This window comes from Stenotrophomonas sp. Sm6012 (assembly GCF_030985895.1).
GTDB classification, from domain to species: domain Bacteria; phylum Pseudomonadota; class Gammaproteobacteria; order Xanthomonadales; family Xanthomonadaceae; genus Stenotrophomonas; species Stenotrophomonas forensis.
Window position 1 is genome coordinate 1 of the sequence record NZ_JAPTFX010000070.1, and the last position, 22,173, is coordinate 22,173.

Below are 22,173 nucleotides of genomic sequence, written 5' to 3' on the forward strand. Positions count from 1 at the left end.
CCCCCCCCCCCCCCCCCCACTACCCCAAGGAGAGACCTATGCGAAAGACAGGGATGTGGGTGTTCGCCGGGCTGCTGCTGGCCCCCGCCGTGCAGGCCGCACCGGCCTGCCAGGCGCCGGTGGCCGTGGCGCGCGCGTTCTACGAGGCGACGACGGGCAAGGGGGATCTGCTGGAGCCGCCGCCTGCGCTGGTCAGCCCGGCATTCGGCAAGGCGCTGCGCGGCGAACGTGCCTGCCAGGTGCGTGAGCAGGGCATCTGCACGATCGATTCGGACCCTTGGCTGGATGGCCAGGACGGTGACATCGACAGCGCGGTGGACTACCAATGGCGGCAGGATTCGGCCAGCGCTGGCGTGGTCGAGATGCGCTACACCGTGTGGAAGCAGGCGCGCCTGACCCGCGTACCGATGGCCCGGCAGGGCAACGGCTGCTGGCAGGTCGATGACATCGTTACCAGTCGCGGCCAGTCGGTGCGGAAGATCCTGGCCCAGCCGGTGCCCTGAACCGCCTACGGCATCCACGCACGGTGCTGTCCAGTTGCCGGCCAGCGGCCAGCACTACCATGTGATGTTGGGGTGGGTGCCGACCTGGGTCGGCACGCCGCTATCGCGAATGCCCGAACACCAGTTCGATCACGAACTGGCTGCCGAAGAACGCCAGCAGCAGCAACAGCATCGCCGCCAGCGTCCAGTGCACCGCCTTCATGCCGCGCCAGCCATAGCGGCGGCGGCCGATCAGCAGCACGCCGAACACGATCCACGACAGCACGCTGAGCACGGTCTTGTGCACCAGCTTCTGTGCCAGCAGGTCGTCGACGAACAGCACGCCGGTGACCAGAGTGAGGGTCAGCAGCGCGAAACCGACGGTGATGACCCGGAACAGCAGCGATTCCAGGTCGGCCAGCGGTGGCAGTGCGCGCAGCCACGGGCGGAATTCGCGGCGGCGCAGCGCACGCTCCTGCAGCCACAGCATGATCGCCAGCAGTGCGGCGATGCTCAGCGTGGCGTAGGCCAGCAGCGCCAGCCAGGCGTGGCTGGCCAGGCGCCAGCCCAGCACCTTGCTCGGTTCGTGGCCGTAGCCGTGGTAGGCCAGCAGCAGCACGGCGGCCAGCGGGAACACCACCACGCCCAGCGCCGACATCCGCCCGCGTGCGCCGACCAGCGAGGTCAGCCAGGCCATGCCCAGCCCCACCAGCGACAGCGCGGCGAAGAAGTGCATGTCCGGCCCGCCATTGGTGCGCATCGCCACCATCACGTGGTAGCCGGCATGCAGCAGCATCGCCGGCAGGGCCGGCCACAGCCAGGTGGGGGAACCGTTGGTTTCATCGCGGCCGAGCGCGCGCACCAGCAGGGCACTGGCAGCCAGGTAGAGCAGGACGGCGATGAGAACGATTGTCATCGTTGCAGTTTCGCATACCCCCGCGGTGGTGGCGACGGCCGCGGCGTCGCAGCCCGGCAGGTGGGGCGGACCCGTTATACTGTCTGCCTTATTGTCCCCCGTTTTCAGACAGGTCGTACCGCATGTTCGAGTCCCTGACCCAGCGCCTTTCCGGCACCATCGAGCGCCTGCGTGGCCGCGGCCGCCTGACCGAGGAGAACATCCGCGAGGCGACCCGCGAGGTCCGCATCGCGCTGCTCGAAGCCGACGTCGCGCTGCCGGTGGTGCAGGCCCTGATCGAGCGCATCAAGGTGCGCGCGGTCGGCCAGGAAGTGCTGAAGTCGCTGACCCCGGGCCAGGCCCTGATCAAGGTCGTGCGCGATGAGCTGACCGCGGTGATGGGCGCTGAAGCCAGCGACCTGAACCTCAATGTTCCGGCCCCGGCCATCATTCTGATGGCCGGCCTGCAGGGCGCCGGCAAGACCACCACCGTGGGCAAGCTGGCCAAGCACCTGAAGGAAAAGCGCAAGAAGAAGGTGATGGTGGTGTCGGCCGACGTCTACCGCCCGGCCGCGATCGAGCAGCTGAAGACCCTCGCCGAGCAGGTGGGCGTGCTGTTCTTCCCGTCCAGCGCCGACCAGAAGCCGGAAGCCATCGTCCGCGCCGCCATCGATGATGCGCGCAAGTCGTTCGTCGACGTGCTGCTGGTCGATACCGCCGGCCGCCTGGCCATCGACGAAGCGATGATGGCCGAGATCAAGGCCCTGCACGCTGCCGTGAACCCGGCCGAAACCCTGTTCGTGGTCGATGCCATGACCGGCCAGGACGCGGCCAACACCGCCAAGGCCTTCGGTGATGCACTGCCGCTGACCGGCGTGGTGCTGACCAAGACCGACGGTGACGCCCGTGGCGGTGCCGCGCTGAGCGTGCGCTACATCACCGGCAAGCCGATCAAGTTCGTCGGCGTCAGCGAAAAGCCGGAAGGCCTGGACGTGTTCCACCCGGACCGCATCGCCAGCCGCATCCTGGACATGGGCGACGTGCTGTCGCTGGTCGAGCAGGTCGAGCAGCAGGTCGACAAGGACAAGGCCGCCAAGCTGGCCGAGAAGGTCGCCAAGGGCAAGAAGTTCGACCTGAACGACATGCGCGACCAGCTGGAGCAGATGCAGAACATGGGCGGCATCGGCGGCCTGATGGACAAGCTGCCGGGCCTGGGCAACATCCCCGACCATCTGAAGCAGCAGGTCAGCCAGGGCAAGGAAGTGCCGCGCATGATCGCCATCATCAGCTCGATGACCAAGAAGGAACGGCGCAACCCGAACCTGCTCAACGGCTCGCGCCGCGCGCGCATCGCCAAGGGCTCGGGCGTGACCCCGGCCGACGTCAACAAGCTGATGAAGCAGTACATGCAGATGGAAAAGATGATGAGCAAGATGGCGGGCGGCGGCATGAAGGGCATGCTGCGCAGCATGAAGGGCATGATGGGCGCCATGGGCGGCCGCGGCATGCCGTTCCGTTGATGCCTGAAAGGGGGAGGGCGCAGGGGGCCGGGACCGGCACTTGCGTGGCCAGCCCCCTGTTGCTTGACTACGAGTTGATCTGACAAGGGAATGCACATGAAGAAGATGATCGTGGCAGCGGCGCTGGTGCTGGCGCTGGCCGCCTGCAAGGACGACACCTCGGTATCGCAGAAGGCCGGCAGTGCCATCAGCGGTACCGCAGCCGATTTCGTCGCTGGCTTGGGCGAAGGCGTGGACAAGCGCATGAACGTGACGCTGCAGGCCGATCCGGGCCTGGCGGCGCGGGGCCTGACCGTGACCCTGGGCAAGAGCCGCGGCATGGGTTCCAAGGAAGCGGCCGTGTATGTGGTGGCCGACAAGGCCTTCAAGGGCAAGCTGGTTGCGCGTGCGCTGGATGCCGAGGGCACCGAAATCGGCCGTGCATCGGCCGAGGCGGAATTCGCCGCCGACGACGCACGCTATGTCACCTTCCAGTTCAACGAGGAAATGGACAGCCAGCTGGTGCGCACCTACGCAGTGGTGGCGCGCTGATCCTCGCGCGGCCAGCCCCTCGGGTTCTGGCCGCAGCGACTGGCGTATGCTGGGCGGCGACTTCTCCCGCAGGTATGTCGCGTGAACGCATCGCCGATTCTTGAACGCGCCGACGCCTTCTGTCGGCGTTTTTCATTGCAGCTTCCGATCCTGCTGGCACCGATGGCCGGCGCCTGCCCGGTGCCGTTGTCGGCTGCGCTGGCCAACGCCGGCAGCATGGGCGCGATGGGCGCGGTGCTGTCGTCATCGGCCGATATCGGCCGATGGATGGACGACTTCCGCGCCGCTTCCACCGGTCCGGCGCAGGTGAACCTGTGGGTGCCGGACCCGGCGCCGACCCGGGATGTTGCCGCCGAGGCTGCCAGCCGCGCCTTCCTTGCGCAGTGGGGCCCGGACGTGCCGGCCAGCGCCGCCGATGCCACGCCTGCCGACTTCGAAGAACAGTTCGCCGCGCTGCTGGCGGCGCGCCCGGCAGTGGCCTCGACCATCATGGGCGTGCTGCAGCCACGCCACGTGCAGCAGCTGAAGGATGCCGGCATCGCCTGGATCGCCTGTGCGACCACCTTGTCCGAAGCACGCGCCGCACAGGACGCCGGCGCCGATGCGGTGGTGGCGCAGGGCGTGGAAGCGGGTGGCCACCGTGGCTCCTTTGATCCGGCGATGGCCGAGCGCCAGCTGGTCGGGCTGTTCGCGCTGCTGCCGCGCCTGGCCGATCACCTGCGGATTCCGGTCATCGCTGCCGGTGGCATCGCCGATGGCCGTGGCATTGCCGCCGCGCTCACCCTCGGCGCCAGTGCCGTGCAGATCGGTACCGCCTTCCTGCGCACGCCCGAAGCGGCGATTGCCTCGGCGTGGGCCGATGGGCTGGCCGCCAGCGAGCCGGAGGATACCTGGCCGACCCGTGCCTTCAGTGGCCGCCTCGGCCGTGGCCTGGCCACCCCTTATGTGCGCGCCGCCGCCGCGGACGGCGCACCTGCGCCGCGCCCGTACCCGGTGCAGCGCGGGCTGACCGCACCGATGCGCAGGCAGGCCGTGCAGGAAAACCGGCTGGCGGCGATGCAGGCCTGGGCCGGGCAGTCGGCATGGATGGCCCCGGCACAGCCGGCCGCCGAGGTGCTGCGTGGCATCTGGCAACAGGCGCAGGCGCTGCTGCGATGACGGTGACCTGCAACGGCCAGCCGGCGCAGGTCGAATATCTGCTGCCGGCACTGGTCAACTATGGTCACTTCACCTCGCTGCAGGTGCGCGGCGGTGCGGTGCAGGGGCTCGATCTGCATCTGGCGCGGCTGTCGCAGGCCACGCGCGAACTGTTTGGCACCGAACTGGATACGGCGCAGGTACGGGCGTGGATGGCGCAGGCCCTGCAGCAGGCGGCGCGGGCCGATGCCTCGCTGCGGGTGACGGTGTACTCGCGCCACTTCGATTTCCGCAGCCCGCTGGCGGCGGTGCCGGTGGACGTGCTGGTGGCCGTCTCCACGCCGGTGGCGCTGAGCGCACCCAAGCGGGTGCGCAGCGTGGCGTGGCAGCGCGAGCTGCCGCAGATCAAGCACGTAGGCACTTTTGGCCTGTTCGCCGAGCGGCGTGCGGCGATGGCCGAGGGCTTCGACGATGCCTTGCTGGTCGGCAGCGACGACTGCATCAGCGAAGGCACAACCTGGAACCTGGCCGTCCACGACGGTCACCAGTTGCTCTGGCCGCGCGCCCCGGCCCTGCGGGGTACCGCCGAGCGCCTGCTGATGCAGCACTGGCCCGGCCCGCAGGTCACCCGGCCTCTCCCGCGGGCGGCCCTGGCTGGCGTGAAGGCGGCCTTCGCCTGCAATGCCAGCGGCCTGTGGGCGCTGGAGGCCATCGACGGGCATGTCCTGCCGGGTTCGCAGGCGCTGGCTGAACAGGGTAGGGCGGTGCTGGCAGGGGTGCCTTGGGACGATCTGGGCTGAAAGCCCCGCCGGGCAGGGCCCGGTGCTACCGTGAAGGTCGGGCACCCCCGGGGTTGGCTCGGCCCGGCTCTGCCGCTATAATCGCCCGCTTACCTCGCCATCCTGGCGACTGGGCAATAGGAAAAACACCATGGTCAAGATTCGACTGACCCGCGGCGGCGCCAAGAAGCGTCCGTTCTACCACATCATCGTCACCGACGTGCGCAGCGCGCGCGACGGCCGCAACATCGAGCGCGTTGGCTTCTACAACCCGGTCGCCCAGGGCGCCGAGAAGCGCATCGAGCTGGACCTGGCCCGCGTTGACCATTGGGTCAAGAACGGCGCCCAGCCGACCGACAAGGTCCGCAACCTGATCAAGGAAGCGACCAAGTCCCAGGCCGCTGCGGCCTGATCCTGACGGGCCACGCTTCGGCGTGGCCCTCTTGGTTGAAGCAGATGAAAGATATCGAGCGCCGCATCCTGCTGGGCAGGGTTGTCGGCGCTTTTGGTGTGCGCGGCGAGATCAAGCTCGAGTCCTGGACCGAGCCACGTTCCGCCATTTTCCGTTACCAGCCGTGGATCGTGCGCAGCCCGTCCGGCGTGGAAACCACGATTGAAGGTGTGCGTGGCCGCGACAGCGGCAAGCACCTGGTCGCACGTTTCCCCGGCGTCGAGGACCGCGATACCGTCGAAGCGATGCACGGCACCGAGATCTACGTGGCGCGCAGTGCGCTGCCGCCGCCGAAGCCCGATGAGTACTACTGGGTGGACCTGGAAGGCCTGGACGTGAAGACCACCGAGGGCGTCGCCCTGGGCCAGGTCTCGCACCTGTTCAGCACCGGCGCCAACGACGTGGTGGTGGTCCGTGGTGACCGCGAGCGGATGATTCCGTTCGTGCAGCCGGACTTCGTCAAATCGGTCGACTTCGAGGCCAACCTGGTCGTGGTCGACTGGGATCCCGAGTTCTGAGTGTGAGCATGCGTTTCGACGTCATCACCCTGTTCCCCGAGTTCCTCGCCCAGTCCGCTGGGTTGGGCGTGGTCGGGCGTGCGCAGGAGAAGGGCCTGTTCAGCCTGCATGGCTGGAATCCCCGTGATTACGCCGAAGGCAACTACCGCCGGGTGGACGACCGTCCGTTCGGCGGTGGCCCGGGCATGGTGATGCTGATCGAGCCGCTGCAGGCCTGCCTGCAGGCGATCCGCGACGCCGACCCGACCCCGGCGCGGGTGATCTACCTCAGCCCGCAGGGCGCACCGCTGACCCAGGCCAAGGTGCGGGAACTGGCGGCATTGCCGCGCATGGTCCTGCTCTGCGGCCGCTACGAAGGCATCGACGAGCGTTTCCTGGAAGCCAATGTCGACGAGGAGATTTCCCTCGGCGATTACGTGCTGTCCGGGGGCGAGCTGGGCGCGGCGGTGATCATCGACGCCGTGGCCCGCCTGCAGGACGGCGCCCTGAACGACGCCGAATCTGCGGCGCAGGACAGCTTCGAGGGCGACCTCGGCCTGCTCGACTGCCCGCACTACAGTCAGCCGGCCCAGCATCCGCTGGGTGACGTGCCGGAGGTGCTGCGCTCGGGCAACCACGCGGCCATCGCTGCATGGCGTCGCCAGCAGTCGCTGGTCCGTACCGCCCAACGGCGCCCGGATCTGCTGGATGAACAGGCACTGGGCAAGGCCGACCGCAAACTGCTGGACCAGGCCCGGCAGGCCCTGAAACAGAAGGCCGGCCCCTAGCGCAGGGCTGGCTTTATCGGCTATAATGGCCAATTCCCGCCAGCCCCGGCCGGCGCGCGCAGTACCCACAACAAACGTGCAGCACAGTCCAGTGACTGCATCAGCCTACGTTGTCGAAACGACACACCCACCCGAACAAGAATCGGTGTAACCCATGAGCAAGCTGAACAAGTCCATCGTCGCGGAATTCGAATCCGCCCAGATCACCCGCGAACTGCCGAAGTTCAGCCAGGGCGACACCGTTGTCGTCAACGTGAAGGTGAAGGAAGGCAGCCGCGAGCGCGTGCAGGCCTACGAAGGCGTTGTGATCGCCACCAAGAATGCCGGCCTGAACTCCTCGTTCACCGTCCGCAAGATCTCGCACGGCTACGGCGTCGAGCGCGTCTTCCAGACCCACAGCGCCATCATCGACTCGGTCGAAGTGAAGCGTCGTGGTAAGGTCCGCGCCGGCAAGCTGTACTACCTGCGTGGCCTGGAAGGCAAGGCTGCCCGCATCAAGGAAGACCTGGCTGCCGCTGCTGCCGCCAAGGCTGCCCGTCTGGCCGAAAAGGCCTGATAAACAACTTCGGTTGTTGCCGCGACGGCCACCTTCGGGTGGCCGTTTGCGTTTCCGGCAGTGCATCGGTCACGATCAGGTGATGAGCGACATCAATCCGCGCTATCCCGCCGCAATCCAGTCGGCGCTGCGCTTTCTCGACGGCAAGGGGCTGGCGCGTGCGCAATCGGCCCCGCTGTTGCATCGGCTGCTGTGGCGCGTGGGCGTCGCACTGCCGCCGCCGATCCTGGCTGGCTTCGGCACCAATGCATTGGTGCAGGGCCTGTTGTTCGGGCTGTTCTGGACCGGCCTGATGTGGATGATGCTGTGGCAGGGCAGCGAGCGCCCGCTGGCGTTGCTGCTGGCGGCCGGGTTGCTGGCCGGTGCCTTGTTCGGCGTGGTGATGGCGGCGCTGATGCATTCGCTGCGGCGTCACCGCAAGCTGCCGGGCTGGCGCCAATTCCTGGCCGGCCAGACGGACTGAACCGATGGCGCAGCGCGCCGTGACCGGCGGGCAGGCGCCGCGCTAGGCTGCGCTTTCCACTCAGATGGACGTGCCGTGCGATGCCTGCCAAGCGAACCGCACCTTCCGCCGTTCCCAGGCTGCTGTCCGGCGGCAACCCGCAGATCGCCAGGGGCGAGGGCGATGCCACGGTGCAGGCCTACATCGCGGCGATGCCGGACTGGAAACGACCGATCGGCGAGCGCCTGGATGCGCTGATCGAGCAGGCCGTGCCCGGCGTGCACAAAGCGGTGAAATGGAACTCGCCGATGTATGCGGTGGCCCCGGGCGCAGGCTGGTTCCTCAGCTTCCATTGCTTCACGCGCTACATCAAGGTCGCGTTCTTCCGCGGCGCTGCATTGAAGCCGGTGCCGCCCGAGCCATCCAGAAGCGCCGATACGCGCTACCTGCACCTCCCGCAGGACGGCGTGCTGGATGAAGCACGCTTCCTCGACTGGGTGCGGCAGGCGGCCGCATTGCCCGGCGAGCGCATGTAAGCCCGACGTTTCGATCTTCTTCCCGACGAGAGCACCTGATGGCCACGCATGCACCCAACCCTGCCGATGCCGGAACCCCGGCGGCCGAACTGATCGATGCACGCATCGCCGAACTGGGCGACTGGCGTGGCGAAACGCTGGCACGCGTGCGCGCGCTGATCCATGAAGCGCTGCCGGAGGTGCAGGAGACCTGGAAGTGGCGCGGCACGCCGGTGTGGGAATACAACGGCATCCTGTGTACCGGCGAGACCTACAGGAAAGCGGTGAAACTGACCTTCGCCAACGGTGCGGCACTGGCGGACCCGAAGGGTCTGTTCAATGCCAGCCTGGACGGCAACACGCGGCGCGCGATCGACATCCATGAAGGCGTGATACCCAATGCCGCCGCGTTCAAGGCGTTGCTGCGCGAGGCAGCGATGTTCAACGCGGCGAAAAAGAAGAAGCGGTAGAGCCGGCCGCTGGCCGGCTGTTGCACGCCGGCCAGCGGCCGGCTCTACCGTGGCGGGGCTGACTCCAGCGCCGCATCCGGGTCGGCCACTGGTGACGGCGGGCAGGCCGGAATTTCCGAGGGCGTGGCCAGTTGCTCGGCGTGCGAAGGTTTGCCGATCATCTTCGCCTTGCGCCAGCCGCCCCAGCGGTAATACGCCAGCGACAGCAGCATCGACACGAACGAGCTGACCGGGAAACTCCACCAGATCGCATCGGCGCCCCAGTACGGCTGCAGCAGTTCGGCGAACGGCACGCGCACGCCCCACAGCGAGCCGGCCAGGATCAGCAGCGGTGGAATCACCGCGCCGGTCGAGCGCACCACGCCGGAGATCACGAAGCTGACGCCGAAGAACAGGAACGAGCCGATCACCACATGGTTGAGATGGCGGGCGATGCCCAATGCCTCGCTGGCCGGCGGCAGGAACAGCGCCAGCAGCTGGCGATCGAACACCACCAGCGGCAGGATCAGCGCGCCGGTCAGCAGGAAGTTGAACAGCACGCCCTGGCGTGCGGTACCGCGCACGCGGTCCCAGCGCTGTGCGCCCACGTTCTGCGCGGCCATCGACGAACACGCCGCACCGATCGCCATCGCCGGCATCTGCAGGTAGTTCCACAGCTGCAGCGAGGCGCCATAGCCCGCGCCGGTCGCGGTGCCGTACTGGTTGACCATGGTCATCAGCAGGATCACCGACAGCGAGATCAGCACCATCTGCAGGCCCATCGGCACGCCCTTGAGCACCAGCGCCTTGAGGATGGTCAGGTCGAGCTTGAACAGGCGCATGTCGGCACGCCCCAGCCACAGCGTGTGGCGCTTGTGGCGCATGTACAGCAGCAGGCCGGCCAGCGACAGGGTCTGCGCGACCAGCGTAGCCCAGGCCGAGCCGGCGATGCCCAGCGCGGGGAATGGCCCCATGCCGAAGATCAGCACCGGGTTCAGCACGATGTCCAGCGCCACCGACACCATCAGGAAGCGGAACGGCGTACGCGAATCGCCGGCACCGCGCAGCGCGGCGGTGAGGAAGGCGAACGCGTACAGCGTCGGCATCGCCAGGAAGATGATCTGCAGGTAGGCCTCGGCCAGCGGCAGCGAGGCGGCCGGCGTGCCCATCGCCGCCAGCAGCGAATGCGCCATGAACCAGCCGGCGATGGCGATGATCACCGACAGGCCGATGAAGAAGGTGGCGCTGGTACCGACCACGCGTCGCGCCTGGGCGATGTCGCGTGCGCCGATGGCCTGGCCGATCAGGATGGTCGAGGCCATGCCGAAACCGAACACCGAGCCGATCAGGAAGAACATGATGTTGTTGGCGTTCGCGGTGGCGGTCAGCGCCGCCTCGCCGAGGAAACGCCCCACCCACACCGCATTCACCGAACCATTCAGCGACTGCGCGATGTTGCCGGCCAGGATCGGCAGGGAAAACAGCAGGAGATTGCGGCCGATCGGGCCGGAGGTCAGGTCAAGCGGCGCTTTGGCCATGGAGTGGTGATCGATTCCCGGGAGGCGCACACTAGCACCAAGCCGGTTTGCGGGATGTGGCAATGCATCAACGACTACGGGTGGGACGGAGCATGGCGCTGGCCTTGATCGGCGTCGTACTGGCCGCATGTTCGATGGACGACCGGGTGGGCGATACCCAGATCCGGCCGACCGACCGGCCCGAATGCCTGGTCGGCAGTCAGCGCCAGGATCTCGCGTCCGGCGTTCGACCGCTGATCGGCGGCACCGGCTGCCGGGCCGATCCGGACAACCCGCGTCCCCTGAACAAGCCACCGGAGTAGTAGGCACCGATGCATGAGCTTTCCCCGCTGTCGCCCAGTGTCCGCCTGGACATCTGGTTGTGGGCGGCCCGATTCTTCAAGACCCGCAGTCTGGCCAAGCAGGCCATCGAGACCGGCAAGGTCAGCGTGGCTGGCCAGCGCCCGAAATCCTCGCGCGCGGTGCGTGTGGGTGAGCAGCTGCAGATCGATCGCGGTGAAGAGCATTTCGAGATCCAGGTACTGGGCCTGAGCGACCAGCGCGGACCGGCCCCGGCGGCGCAGCAGCTGTACGCCGAGAGCGAAGCCTCGAAGGCGCGTCGTGCCGAGCAGCGTGCATTGCGCATCGCTGCCCGCGATGGCTTCCAGCCGCCGGAGCACAAGCCGGACAAGCGCGCGCGGCGGTTGATACGTGCGCTGGGCGATCTGGACGCGCTTTGAGGGTAGTCGCCCACCTGGGTGGGCGTTGTGCCCGGTTGCCGACCAAGGTGGGCATCTACCGGTTCATGGCCGGGCGGCACGCGCTGTGCCGCGCGTACTCAGGCTGCGTTCGGTGTGTGCCCTGCACGTTGGATCGTCCTTCTCATGGAAGACCCTCATGTTCCTGCGCCGCAGCCTGCTGTGCCTGGCCCTCGCCACCGCCGCCCCGGCGTTCGCCGCCGACATCACCTTCTGGGATACGCCGCAGCGCGGCGGCAACAGCTTCAACGAGAATCCGCCGGACCGTGCCTACTTCCAGGCGCTGCGTGCCACTGGCGCGACCTGGGTACGGCTGAGCCCGGACAAGTGGAAAAGCGCCGGCGGCCGTGACTTCCTGATCGGCGATGCCGACCATTACCAGGGGCTGGTGCAGGCCGACGTGGCCACCCTGCGGCGTGCGCTGGATGACGCCAATGCGTCGGGCCTGAAGGTGGTGCTGGTGCCGTTGTCGCTGCCCCTGTTGCGCTGGAAGCAGAAGAACGGTGACAAGGTCGACCAGCGCCTGTGGCAGTCGATGGACAACCATCTGCCTGCGCAGCGCTTCTGGCGTGATCTGGCCACTGCACTGAAAGGGCATCCCGCACTGGCCGCCTACAACCTGATCAACGAACCGGCACCGGAATATGGCACCGCGCTGGCCGAACACGCCCCGCGTGAGGCGATGCGGAAGTGGTATGCCGGGGTGCAGGACGGCCCGCGCGATCTGCGCGTGCTCTACCGAGGACTGATTGCCAGCGTGCGTGCGGTGGATGCGGACATGCCGCTGATGCTCGATGCCGGTTGGTACGCGGCGGCGGACGCGTTTGATTACTGGCCGGCACCGCTGGACGACGCGAAGCTGCTGTACAGCGTGCACATGCACGAGCCGTACGCCGCTACCAGCGCGCCCAACCAGAAGCGTCCCACGCCGTACCGCTACCCGGCAGAGGTGCCATTCGGCGCGGGCAGCGAACGCTGGGACAAGTACCGCGTACGCAGCTACCTGCAGCAGCCGATGGATTGGGCGAAGACGCACGGGGTGGGGGCCAACCGCATGGTGGTCGGTGAATTCGGCTGCATGCGCCGCTGGCCCGACTGCAGCCGCTACCTGCAGGACGTGCTGCAGGTACTGGAACAGGACAAGGTGCACTGGGCGTTCTACGCCTTCCGCGAGGATGGCTGGGATGGCATGGACTACGAACTGGGCGACAAGGCGCTGCCGTGGTCGTACTGGCAGGCACAGGAACAGGGAAAGTCAGCGGTGCCGCCGCGCTCGATGCAGGCGCCGTTGTTCGCGCCGATCCTGCAGCGGCTGAAGGCCGGGAACCGGTAGGACGCCGGGCAGGGCCCGGCGTGATCCGTAGCGATGCAGATCATGCCGGGTCATCCCCAGCGACAGCGTCGGTCAGCGCTTGCCGCCGAGCAGGTTGCCGCCCAGCTTCAGCAGGTCGCCCATGCCGAACTGGCCGTCGCCGTCCTGGTCCAGCACGCTGCCGAGCAGGCCACCGGCAATGCCGCCCTGCTGCTGCACCTGCTGCTTTTCCTGGCCGAGCGCCTGGCTGAGCGAGCCGGCATCGGCCTGGCCACCCCCGAGGCGCTGGGCGAGGAAGGCCATCACGATCGGCGCGAGGATCTGCAGCAGCTGGCTGGTGCGGCCGCTGTCGAGCTGGGTGGCCTGGGCCAGGCCGGTTTCCACCTTCTGCTGGCTGCCGCCGAAGATGTGGCCGAGGATGCCGGCGCCATCGCTGGCGGCACCACCACCACCGCCGCCCAGCACCGAACCGAGCACGCTGCCCAGGTCCAGGCCGCTGTGGTTGTTCTGCAGTGCGCCGAGCAGCGCCTGCGCCCCCTGCGGCTGCGCGGCGTTGTTGCCCAGCGCGCCCATCAGCACCGGCAGCGCGGCGCTGATCGCGCCGGAGGCCTGGGTATCGCTGATGCCGAGCTGCTGCGACACCTGCTGCAGCGGAGCGCCCTGCAATTTGGCGAGAAGTTCATCGGTCAGGCTCATCAGGGGAATCCTCGATTGGGATGGGGCGTGCAGAAGGTACGACGCGGACCGTTAAAACGGCGACGCCGCCTCACGGGGAGGCGGCGTGCCGTACGCGGGGGAGGGCGATCAGAGCTCGATGTCTTCCGCGCCCGGGGTGGCGGCGGGGAAGTCGGTTTCCGGCTGCGCCGGCTTGAACGGATCCGACGGCTGGCTGGCCAACGCCTTCAGAGCTGCAGCGACGCCGGCACCGTAGGCCGGGTCGGCCTTGCTGCAGTTGTCGATGTGGCGCTGCTTGATGAAGTCCGGCGCATCACCCAGGGCGCGGGCGGTGTTGGCGAACAGACGGTCCTTCTGCGCCTGGTTGTAGCTGCGGAACAGCGCACCGGGCTGGCTGAAGTAGTCGGCGTCGTCCTCGCGGAAATTCCAGAAGTCGGCATCGCCGCGGATCTTCATCGGCGGCTCGCGGTACTGCGGCTGCTCCTGCCACTGGCCGTAGCTGTTCGGCTCGTAGTGCGGCAGGCCGCCGTAGTTGCCGTCCACGCGCATCGCACCATCGCGGTGGTTGCTGTGCACCGGGCAGCGCGCAGCGTTCACCGGAATCTGGTGGTGATTGACGCCCAGGCGGTAACGCTGCGCATCGGAATAGGCGAACAGGCGCGCCTGCAGCATCTTGTCCGGCGACGGGCCGATGCCTGGCACCAGGTTGCTCGGTGCGAACGCCGACTGCTCCACGTCCTGGTACCAGTTGACCGGGTTGCGGTTCAGTTCGAACTGGCCGACCTCGATCAGCGGGTAGTCGCTCTTCGGCCACACCTTGGTCAGGTCGAACGGATGCACGCGGTAGGTCTCGGCATCCAGTTCCGGCATGACCTGGATGAACAGCTTCCACTTCGGGAAGTCGCCCTTCTCGATCGCGGCAAACAGGTCGCGGCCGTGGCTTTCGCGGTCATGGCCGACCAGGATCTGCGCCTGCGCGTCGGTCAGCGATTCAATGCCCTGCTGGCTGACGAAGTGGAACTTCACCCAGAAGCGCTCGCTGTCGGCGTTGGTGAAGCTGTAGGTATGCGAGCCGAAGCCGTGCATGTGGCGGAAGCTGCGCGGGATGCCACGGTCGCTCATCACCACGGTCACCTGCAGCAGGGCTTCGGGCAGCAGCGTCCAGAAATCCCAGTTGTTGCGCGCGCTGCGCAGGTTGGTGTGCGGATCGCGCTTCACGGCCTTGTTGAGGTCGGCGAACTTGCGCGGGTCGCGCAGGAAGAACACCGGCGTGTTGTTGCCGACCAGATCCCAGTTGCCTTCTTCGGTGTAGAACTTCAGCGCGAAGCCGCGGATGTCGCGCTCGGCGTCGGCGGCGCCACGCTCGCCGGCCACCGTGGTGAAGCGGGCGAACATTTCGGTCTGCTTGCCAACCTTCTCGAACAGCTTGGCGCGGGTGTACTTGCTGATGTCGTGGGTGACGGTGAAGGTGCCGAATGCGCCCGAGCCCTTGGCGTGCATGCGGCGCTCGGGAATGATCTCGCGGTTGAGATTGGCCAGCTTCTCCAGCAGCCACACGTCTTCCATCAGCAGCGGGCCGCGCGGGCCGGCGGTCTTGCTGTTCTGGTTGTCCACCACCGGCGCGCCGAAGGCCGTGGTCATCGGGGTAACCGGGTCGTCACCGTGCTTCTGCTTCGGCGTGGTGCTCAGCTCGCGCTGCTGCTGGGCGCCTTCCTCAGGCGTCGGGGCGCTGTGGTAAGGGCACTTGGCGTTGTTGTTGTCGGACTGGCTCATCGGCTGGCTCCTGGTGGCGGTGAAGACGTGGGAAACATCTTCACTCGACTGTAGCTAGGGCCAGATGAAATGAATAATCGAATGATTCGTTCAGGTTGATAGATTCTGTCAATTGAAAGGCAGAATCGGATTTGTGGGGTCTTTCAATTGGCCTCCCGCGGCCAGGCGGGAGGCCATGTGCGTGCGCTGCGGTTACAGCAGCGCCTTCAGCCGGTACAGCGCTTCCAGCGCCTGCTTCGGGGTCAGCTCGTCGGGATCGATCGCCGCCAGTGCTTCCTGCGCTTTGCTGGATGGCGCTGCGAACAGGCCGAACTGCTGCGGTGCATCCAGCGCCTGCGGTGCCAGCTCGGCGGCATGGCTTTCATCGCCACGCTGCTCCAGCTCGGCCAGGCGACGGCGCGCCTGCGCCACGGTGGCGCGCGGCAGGCCGGCCAGTGCTGCCACCTGCAGGCCGAAGCTGCGGTTGGCCGGGCCGTCCTTCACCGCATGCATGAACACCAGCGCTTCGCCATGCTCGACCGCATCCAGGTGCACGTTGGCGATGCCGCTGCGGCCGCCTTCGTGCTGTTCGTCGGCCAGCGCGGTCAACTCGAAGTAGTGGGTGGCGAACAGCGTGTAGCAGCGGTTCTGGTAGGCCAGGTGGCGGGCCACCGCGTCGGCCAGGGCCAGGCCATCGTAGGTGGACGTGCCACGGCCGATCTCGTCCATCAGCACCAGCGAGTGCGCGGTGGCGTGGTGCAGGATGTAGCTGGTCTCGGCCATTTCGACCATGAAGGTGGACTGCCCACGGGCGAGGTCGTCACCGGCGCCGATGCGGGTCAGGATGCGGTCGATCGGGCCGATCAGCGCACGGCTGGCCGGCACGAAGCTGCCGATGTGGGCCAGCAGCACGATCAGCGCGTTCTGCCGCATGTAGGTCGATTTACCGCCCATGTTCGGGCCGGTGATCACCAGCATGCGGCGGTCCGGGTGCAGGTCCAGGTCGTTCGGCTCGAACGGTTGTTCGCGCACCGCTTCGACCACCGGGTGGCGGCCGCGCTCGATCTTCAGGCACGGCTCGGCCTGCAGTTCCGGGCGTGCCCAGTCCAGTGCCTGCGCGCGTTCGGCGAAGCCGGCCAGCACGTCGAGCTCGCTCAGCGCTGCCGCGCATTGCTTCAGCGGTTCCAGCTGCCCGCCGAGGGTGTCCAGCAGCTGCTCGTACAGGTACTTCTCGCGCGACAGCGAACGGTCGCGCGCGGACAGCACCTTGTCCTCGAACGCCTTCAGTTCCTCGGTGATGTAGCGCTCGGCGTTGGTCAGCGTCTGCCGGCGGGTGTAGTGCACCGGCGCGCGGTCGGACTGGCCCTTGCTGATTTCGATGTAGTAGCCGTGCACGCGGTTGTAGCCCACCTTCAGGGTGGCGATGCCGCTGCTCTCGCGCTCGCGCTGCTCCAGGTCGACCAGGAACTGGTCGGCATGGGTGGACAGGCGGCGCAGCTCGTCCAGCTCCTCGTCGAAGCCGTCGGCCAGCACGCCGCCATCGCTCAGCTTCAGCGGCGGCATCTCGGCGATGGCGCTGGCCAGCAGCTGCGCGCATTCGTCATGTTCGCCCAGCGCGGCGTGCAGCGCCTGCAGGCGTGGAGAATCCAGCGGCGCCAGCACCTCGCGCACCGCCGGCAGCAGGCCCAGACCGTCACGCAGGGTGGAGAAATCGCGCGGGCGCGCCGAGCGCAGTGCGACGCGGGTGAGGATGCGTTCCAGATCGCCCAGGCGGCGGAACTGCTCGCGGATGTCGGCGTCGCTGCCGCGATCGATCAGCGTTTCCACCGCATGGTGGCGCTGTATCAGCACCTCGCGCAGGCGCAGCGGGCGGTGCAGCCAGCGCCGCAGCAAACGGCCACCCATCGGCGTCACGGTGCTGTCGAGCACGCCCAGCAGGGTGTTGCGGGTGTCGCCATCGACGCGCGTATCCAGTTCCAGATGGCGGCGGGTGGCGGCATTCATCGCGATCGCCTCGCCGGCGGTCTCCATCGCGATCGAGGTCAGGTGCGGCAGGCGCTGCTTCTGGGTTTCCTCGACATAGCCGAGCAGGGCGCCAGCGGCGGCGGTGGCGCGCGGCTTGTCGTCGATGCCGAAGCCGCTCAGGTCATGCAGCTTGAAGAAGGCCAGCAGCTGGCGGCGGCCACTGTCGGCGTCGAACAGCCACGGCGCGCGGCGGCGCACGCCGGTGCGCTGGCGCAGGAACTCCGGCCAGTTCTCTTCGTCGGGCACCAGCAGCTCGGCCGGCTCCAGCCGCGCCAGTTCGGCTTCCAGTGCGTCATCGGTCTCGACTTCGTTGACCAGGAAACGGCCACCGGCCAGGTCGGCCCAGGCCAGGCCGTAGCCCTGTTTCGTGCGCGACAGGGCCATCAGCAGGGTGTCGCGGCGTTCGTCCAGCAGCGCCTCGTCGGTGACCGTGCCGGGGGTGACGATGCGCACGACCTTGCGCTCGACCAGGCCCTTGGCCAGGGCCGGATCGCCGATCTGTTCACAGATGGCCACCGATTCGCCCAGCGCGACCAGGCGGGCCAGGTAGCCCTCGTAGGCATGCACCGGCACGCCGGCCATCGGGATCGGCGCGCCGCCGGAGCTGCCGCGCTGGGTCAGGGTGATGTCGAGCAGGCGCGCGGCCTTGCGCGCATCGTCGTAGAACAGCTCGTAGAAGTCGCCCATGCGGAAGAACAGCAGCAGGTCCGGATAATCGGACTTGGCTGCGAAGAACTGCTTCATCAGGGGGGTGTGCTCTTGACTCCCCTTGGATTCGTTCCGTTTTGTTTTTGAATCAGTGGCTTGCAATGGAGTCCGTCTCGGTGAGTGAAGGCGGGTTGCCGTCAGAAACGGCAAGTAACGGGGTTTTTTGTTGCGATGGTGTTGCGACGGCCGGTTGCTTGGGCAAAGATCGTGTTGCGACGCCAATCGGGACACGGACGATCATGCCAAAAAATGTTGCGACGGACCGCGCCACCCGGCGCCAGGCCACCAAGTTTAGTCTGACCCACCAACAGGTGATGGAGCTTTCAGTTCGGCGCATCCCTGCGTCGGGAGGCTTGGGCAAGCGCGCCAAGCTGGTGGAGCGGCCGGCGGAGCAGGGCGATAAGGCCTATCGCGTGCTGGATGGAAACCAAGGGGCGCCGGTAGGGTTTGGCTTCTACGTGGGCAAGACCCGGACGACCTATGAAGTGGTTCGGCGCGGAACGCAGGGGGTCCGCCGCTTTGCGTTGGGCAACGTCACGGACATGGGGCTGGAAGAGGCCTACTCCGTGGCCCGGGAGCTGATTCAGGAGCTCAAGGCGTCAGGCGAGAACCCGAAGACTCGGGCAGCGCGGGCTAGCCAGCAGCAGCAAGAGGACGGTCGACTGGCTCGGCTCACCGTGGCCGACTGTTTCGACGTCTACATCGCCGACATGAAGGACCGGGTGACCAAGCGACTGGTGAAGCAGTCCAGCCTGACGGCGTTGGAGGACAGCCTTGCTCGATTGTCACGTCCGGAAGTGGGGTTCGCTCAGCGGGCCGTGGCCGATGTGACCGACGACGACGTGGAAGCCGCGTTCGACGCGTTGCGCAAGAGCGCGATGGTCCGATCCAACCGCATTCCGACCCCGATGCGAGAAGCTTTGGCGGGCTACGAGGACTGGGCGGAGCTGGATACGCGGACACTGGAAAGCCTGGGGATCACGGGAAAGTATGTCCAGCGCGTCCGGGCCAGTGGCCTGGCCGCCACCGAACACAGCTTCACGGATGCCCATCGCGCGGTGGCCATGGTGCTGAAACGTGAGAGCGTCCTGGCGGGACGGGAAGGGCGAGAGTCTAGGCTGAGGCACAACCCCCTGCAGGCCATCTTTGATAGGCACTTGCTGAGAGGCGCCCGGAACCTCCGCAAGCATTATGAGAAGGCGGCGGTCCGCAATCCGCTGACCGACAACACGCTCCCAAAGGTGTTGCAGTCGATTGTGGGGCGCCGGGATGAGCAGGGTGGCCACAACGCCGGCGCGTCCGATTATCTGCTGCTGACCTTGCTTTGGGGCACGCGTCGAAGCGAAGCCGCGCAACTGCGCTGGATGGATCGCTGTTCCCACAGCGAGTTGATCCAAGAAGAAGTGTCATGGGTCTGGCTGGGCCAGCCCGGGGAGATCAACCGCTATACGAAGCGGGAGGGCCCGCAGGTCTTCATGTTCGACACCAAATCGGGCGAAGAGCGCTTCCTGCCGATCAGCTACTTCGCGGAGAGGGTGCTGCGACTGCGCTTTGAAACCCGGCTGGACGACGACGGTGCCCTGCGCGAACTGGCTGCAGCAGAGTCGTTGCTGAAGTCAGCCAAGGCCAAGGGGGCGGCACGAACGGTCCTTGCTGCACTGGAGGCAGGCGTCCAGGAAGCGTTGCGCAAGGTGGACCGGACACGCTTCGTGTTCCCCGCCCGCTCTAGCCGCAGCAAGTCGGGCCATTACCTCGATAGCAAATCGATCCTCGCCAATGTGCGTCGCGACGCGGGCTTGGTTGGGCAGCAGGGAGATACGGGGGACATTCGGGATGACGTCGACCAGGGCCTGACCACGCATGATTTGCGGCGGACCCTTGGGCGTTATGCGGCCCTGAAGTTTGGCGAGAGCCGCATTGTCTCGCAGATGCTCCACCACCACGTCCGCACGGCCGGTGGCGATGGCATGTCTCCGGTCTCCGAACGCTACACGCAGCAGGAGTGGGCACGCCTTCGCGAGGCATTTGGTGAGGTTGAGGAGATGATGGTGGCCCGCAGTCCCCGGGTCTGGAACCGGCTCAAGGGGCTGGACAAGCCCCGCCTCGACGAGGCCGGCGAGGAGCCGGTTAAACTGTTCGCTCCAAGGAACAGGAAGTTGGCGCTGAGCCATGCAGACGATTGAAACGGTTCGCAGTGACGAGGACTACCGCGCCAAGCTTCAACGCGCGCTGGACCAAGAGCTGTCGCGCGCTGCAGCCGGCCTGACGCCCACCGTTTCAACCAAGGCCGCAGCCCAGTTTCTCGGGGTGCATTTCGACACGCTGGGCGAGTGGCGCCGCCGGTCGCCCCCGCTGGGGCCGCCCTTTCAAAAAGGCGCGGGCAGCCTTCACGGCGGGGCCAATCAGCACGTCCGCTATCTGTACGAGGATCTCGTCGAGTGGCAGCGCGCTCGATTGGGTCGCTCAGCCAAGGAGCGCCGGCTGGTGGCAGAGGAAGACGCTCTGCGCCAGCAGATCCGCGAGCTCGAGCGGGAGCTCGCGGTAAAGACGGGCCGGACGGAGTTGGAGAAGCTCAAGAAGGCGGTCGGCAAGGGCGTGTCCTTCCTGTCGTTGCGAGACTGCGTGTCGATCAGCCATGGGTGGGTAATGAGCGACGGCTGTATCGCCGGTCACGTTCTCTCGGTCTCGGAAGATCTGCTGGACCGGGCCCTGGACGAAGGCAACGTGTGGGATGCATCGCTGTCCGAGGCTCTGCTGGAGGCTTGGGTCAGCGTCGACGCAAGAGAACCCTACGACGCCGCCATGAGCGCTGCGTTGGACGAGGTGGAAAAGGTCTTGCGGGTGGCGCGTTCTTCTGCCCGCCAAGACGCATTGGACGACTCTCTGCCTGAGCCTGCCCGACCCGCAAAAGATGTCGGTGGCGGTCGATTCCGCTTCTGAGGCCGCCCAGTGAGAGAACGCCAGCCAACAGCTAAAGGTCGAGACCCAGGGATTATGGGGGGCAAGCGTCGTGGCCGGCCTCGAAAAGATCCGACGTCACCGCTCGTTACATTGAGCGAGCAACATCAGGACGAGCTATCGCGAGCAAGAAAAGGCTTGGAGCCTGATGTGAGCGGCGCCGTCGCCGCTTACACGATGGGCATCAGCCTAGACTCATTGAACAGTCGACGCCGGGCGGGGAAGGGGCTCTTTCCTGATTTCACGAGGGCGAAGAGCAACAAAGGTGGCACCCGTTACAACTGGAGATCCGTCCTGGATTGCAGCGAGGCGGAGGTGAACGGGCGATGGATATCGGCCGGCCGCCAACGTATCGAAGAGGATGAGGCAAGTGCGCTGTCGGCAGCATTGGCTGTAGCCAAGATCAGGCGCGCTGAGGCCGATGCCGAGATTGAATCCCTGACAAAGGCACTCAAGCGGCTTGGCATTAAGGCGCTTGAACGCGTGCTGCCTTGGGCGGTGGATGATCGAGGGCGGGTGCTTGGCTCTGCCGCGGCCTACCCTGCCCACCTCGCAAAGCCTCACACGACCCTGGAGGCGCTCCAGATGCCCTGGGTCGAGCGGCGTCTGCACGACGTGCTGATGGACGCTGTCGACTCGATCCTGAGCGATGTCCGCCAAGCGCTGAACAGGGCGCGTGAGGCAAGCCTCGGCTGAGGCAAAGGCTTACCGCGAAATGGGATGCCCGAATGCCGGGTCCTCGCGCACTTTGTCGTGAAAATGATTGCTTGCAAGCCCTTGAAAAACGATCACTTTCAGTGATTTAGCCCTTCATGGGAGGTCGCCAGCGAGTGGGTAGGATGGGCGCACAAGAAACGGAGACGCCCTTGAACACTTCCCCCGCCTACCAGGCCCGCCCAGTGGCACTGCTCTCAGCACGCACTTTGGGTCGGTGCCTAAGGAAACCTGTAGTCCGGGCGTGACCGCTTCCGAGTAAGGGCGTAGGTCAGGCCAAGCGGCTCACTACTTCGATCACTTCTTCCGCGCGGCAGATCTGCCGCGACGGCGAAGCTTTACCCAAAAACCAAGGAGATGCTCCCGTGGGACTCGATATGTTTGCAGGAAAAACCCGTAAAGACGTGGTGGACAACACCGCCGTGCCGATCATGGAATGGCGCAAGCACCCGGATCTGCATGGCTACATGCAGGCGCTGTATGCCAGCCGGAGCGGCTGCAAAGACCCGATGAAGTTCAACAAGAAGCCCCTGTTTCTGTCTAGGCAGGACCTGGAGGACCTCCGGCAGGCCGTGCTTTCCGGACAGCTTCCGAAAACGGAGGGGCACTTCTTTGGCGAGTCTCTTCCCGAAGAACTGGACCGGCCAGCCTTTCGTAGACATCCGGTTGCCATAATTGATGGCAATGACCGAGGTGTTTATGGGCAACAGCA

24 protein-coding genes are annotated in these 22,173 nt (G+C 66.7%); 19 read left to right on the forward strand and 5 right to left on the reverse strand.

The window, feature by feature from the left end:
* Positions 1-38 precede the first annotated feature (38 nt).
* Positions 39-503 carry a hypothetical protein gene (locus O0J73_RS13025; RefSeq protein ID WP_308308865.1) on the forward strand — a complete coding sequence of 155 codons (465 nt, stop codon included), beginning with the start codon at positions 39-41 and terminating at the stop codon, positions 501-503.
* Between the two features lie 100 nt (positions 504-603).
* Here O0J73_RS13025 and ccsA read toward each other — a convergent pair whose 3' ends face one another.
* On the reverse strand, positions 604-1,398 hold the full coding sequence (gene ccsA, locus O0J73_RS13030; protein WP_308308866.1) for a cytochrome c biogenesis protein CcsA: 795 nt from the start codon (positions 1,396-1,398) through the stop codon (positions 604-606).
* A gap of 122 nt (positions 1,399-1,520) precedes the next feature.
* Between ccsA and ffh the strand changes: the two genes are divergently transcribed.
* The 11 genes from ffh (at position 1,521) to O0J73_RS13085 (ending at position 9,063) form a co-directional block, all read left to right on the forward strand.
* Complete coding sequence (gene ffh / locus O0J73_RS13035; RefSeq protein ID WP_005408591.1) at positions 1,521-2,897, forward strand: signal recognition particle protein; 1,377 nt, start codon at positions 1,521-1,523, stop codon at positions 2,895-2,897.
* 96 nt (positions 2,898-2,993) lie between these two features.
* Positions 2,994-3,428 carry a hypothetical protein gene (locus tag O0J73_RS13040; RefSeq protein ID WP_006425235.1) on the forward strand — a complete coding sequence of 145 codons (435 nt, stop codon included), beginning with the start codon at positions 2,994-2,996 and terminating at the stop codon, positions 3,426-3,428.
* A 39-nt stretch (positions 3,429-3,467) separates the two neighbouring features.
* Positions 3,468-4,586, forward strand: coding sequence for a nitronate monooxygenase (locus O0J73_RS13045; protein ID WP_197564964.1), 1,119 nt, complete (start codon positions 3,468-3,470; stop codon positions 4,584-4,586).
* A complete protein-coding gene (locus O0J73_RS13050) occupies positions 4,583-5,365 on the forward strand; it encodes an aminotransferase class IV family protein (RefSeq protein WP_197564962.1) in 783 nt (260 codons plus the stop codon). Before O0J73_RS13045 ends, O0J73_RS13050 begins: the two co-directional genes overlap by 4 nt.
* Before the next feature lie 130 nt (positions 5,366-5,495).
* Complete coding sequence (rpsP, locus tag O0J73_RS13055) at positions 5,496-5,756, forward strand: 30S ribosomal protein S16 (RefSeq protein ID WP_005415733.1); 261 nt, start codon at positions 5,496-5,498, stop codon at positions 5,754-5,756.
* Between the two features lie 44 nt (positions 5,757-5,800).
* The gene (rimM, locus tag O0J73_RS13060; RefSeq protein ID WP_010483256.1) at positions 5,801-6,313 is read left to right on the forward strand and encodes a ribosome maturation factor RimM; all 513 of its coding nucleotides are present in this window, start codon (positions 5,801-5,803) and stop codon (positions 6,311-6,313) included.
* A gap of 8 nt (positions 6,314-6,321) precedes the next feature.
* The gene (trmD, locus tag O0J73_RS13065) at positions 6,322-7,080 is read left to right on the forward strand and encodes a tRNA (guanosine(37)-N1)-methyltransferase TrmD (protein ID WP_308308867.1); all 759 of its coding nucleotides are present in this window, start codon (positions 6,322-6,324) and stop codon (positions 7,078-7,080) included.
* Positions 7,081-7,234: 154 nt separating this feature from the next.
* On the forward strand, positions 7,235-7,636 hold the full coding sequence (gene rplS / locus O0J73_RS13070; protein WP_005408597.1) for a 50S ribosomal protein L19: 402 nt from the start codon (positions 7,235-7,237) through the stop codon (positions 7,634-7,636).
* 82 nt (positions 7,637-7,718) lie between these two features.
* Positions 7,719-8,099: a DUF6404 family protein gene (locus O0J73_RS13075; RefSeq protein ID WP_308308868.1), complete on the forward strand. Its 381-nt coding sequence runs from the start codon at positions 7,719-7,721 to the stop codon at positions 8,097-8,099.
* 80 nt (positions 8,100-8,179) lie between these two features.
* Complete coding sequence (locus O0J73_RS13080) at positions 8,180-8,614, forward strand: DUF1801 domain-containing protein (protein WP_197564959.1); 435 nt, start codon at positions 8,180-8,182, stop codon at positions 8,612-8,614.
* Positions 8,615-8,652: 38 nt separating this feature from the next.
* Positions 8,653-9,063: a DUF1801 domain-containing protein gene (locus O0J73_RS13085; protein WP_308308869.1), complete on the forward strand. Its 411-nt coding sequence runs from the start codon at positions 8,653-8,655 to the stop codon at positions 9,061-9,063.
* Between the two features lie 44 nt (positions 9,064-9,107).
* Here O0J73_RS13085 and O0J73_RS13090 read toward each other — a convergent pair whose 3' ends face one another.
* Positions 9,108-10,580, reverse strand: a complete 1,473-nt coding sequence (locus O0J73_RS13090; RefSeq protein WP_308308870.1) for an MATE family efflux transporter — start codon at positions 10,578-10,580, stop codon at positions 9,108-9,110.
* Positions 10,581-10,642: 62 nt separating this feature from the next.
* Here O0J73_RS13090 and O0J73_RS13095 point away from each other — a divergent pair, with 62 nt between their 5' ends.
* The 3 genes from O0J73_RS13095 to O0J73_RS13105 all read left to right on the forward strand — a co-directional run bounded on the left by O0J73_RS13095 (position 10,643) and on the right by O0J73_RS13105 (position 12,650).
* Positions 10,643-10,882: a hypothetical protein gene (locus O0J73_RS13095; RefSeq protein WP_308308871.1), complete on the forward strand. Its 240-nt coding sequence runs from the start codon at positions 10,643-10,645 to the stop codon at positions 10,880-10,882.
* Positions 10,883-10,891: 9 nt separating this feature from the next.
* A complete protein-coding gene (locus O0J73_RS13100) occupies positions 10,892-11,299 on the forward strand; it encodes an RNA-binding S4 domain-containing protein (RefSeq protein ID WP_006425385.1) in 408 nt (135 codons plus the stop codon).
* 157 nt (positions 11,300-11,456) lie between these two features.
* Positions 11,457-12,650, forward strand: a complete 1,194-nt coding sequence (locus O0J73_RS13105; RefSeq protein ID WP_308308872.1) for a cellulase family glycosylhydrolase — start codon at positions 11,457-11,459, stop codon at positions 12,648-12,650.
* Positions 12,651-12,722: 72 nt separating this feature from the next.
* On the opposite strand, the gene O0J73_RS13110 is transcribed toward O0J73_RS13105, so the two are convergent.
* From O0J73_RS13110 to mutS, 3 genes are all read right to left on the reverse strand, one after another.
* On the reverse strand, positions 12,723-13,325 hold the full coding sequence (locus O0J73_RS13110; protein WP_006425388.1) for a DUF937 domain-containing protein: 603 nt from the start codon (positions 13,323-13,325) through the stop codon (positions 12,723-12,725).
* Positions 13,326-13,433: 108 nt separating this feature from the next.
* Positions 13,434-14,945, reverse strand: coding sequence for a catalase (locus O0J73_RS13115; RefSeq protein ID WP_197563311.1), 1,512 nt, complete (start codon positions 14,943-14,945; stop codon positions 13,434-13,436).
* A gap of 324 nt (positions 14,946-15,269) precedes the next feature.
* Positions 15,270-17,825, reverse strand: a complete 2,556-nt coding sequence (mutS, locus tag O0J73_RS13120) for a DNA mismatch repair protein MutS (RefSeq protein ID WP_308308873.1) — start codon at positions 17,823-17,825, stop codon at positions 15,270-15,272.
* Between the two features lie 203 nt (positions 17,826-18,028).
* Between mutS and O0J73_RS13125 the strand changes: the two genes are divergently transcribed.
* The 4 genes from O0J73_RS13125 to O0J73_RS13140 form a co-directional block, all read left to right on the forward strand.
* The gene (locus O0J73_RS13125) at positions 18,029-19,972 is read left to right on the forward strand and encodes an integrase (protein WP_040008484.1); all 1,944 of its coding nucleotides are present in this window, start codon (positions 18,029-18,031) and stop codon (positions 19,970-19,972) included.
* On the forward strand, positions 19,959-20,729 hold the full coding sequence (locus tag O0J73_RS13130; protein WP_008266608.1) for a nucleotide-binding protein: 771 nt from the start codon (positions 19,959-19,961) through the stop codon (positions 20,727-20,729). The genes O0J73_RS13125 and O0J73_RS13130 overlap by 14 nt, the downstream gene beginning before the upstream one ends.
* A 168-nt stretch (positions 20,730-20,897) precedes the next feature.
* Positions 20,898-21,443, forward strand: coding sequence for a hypothetical protein (locus O0J73_RS13135; RefSeq protein WP_049446852.1), 546 nt, complete (start codon positions 20,898-20,900; stop codon positions 21,441-21,443).
* Between the two features lie 383 nt (positions 21,444-21,826).
* Positions 21,827-22,173: hypothetical protein (locus O0J73_RS13140; protein WP_308308874.1), on the forward strand; the 347-nt coding region annotated here is incomplete at its 3' end.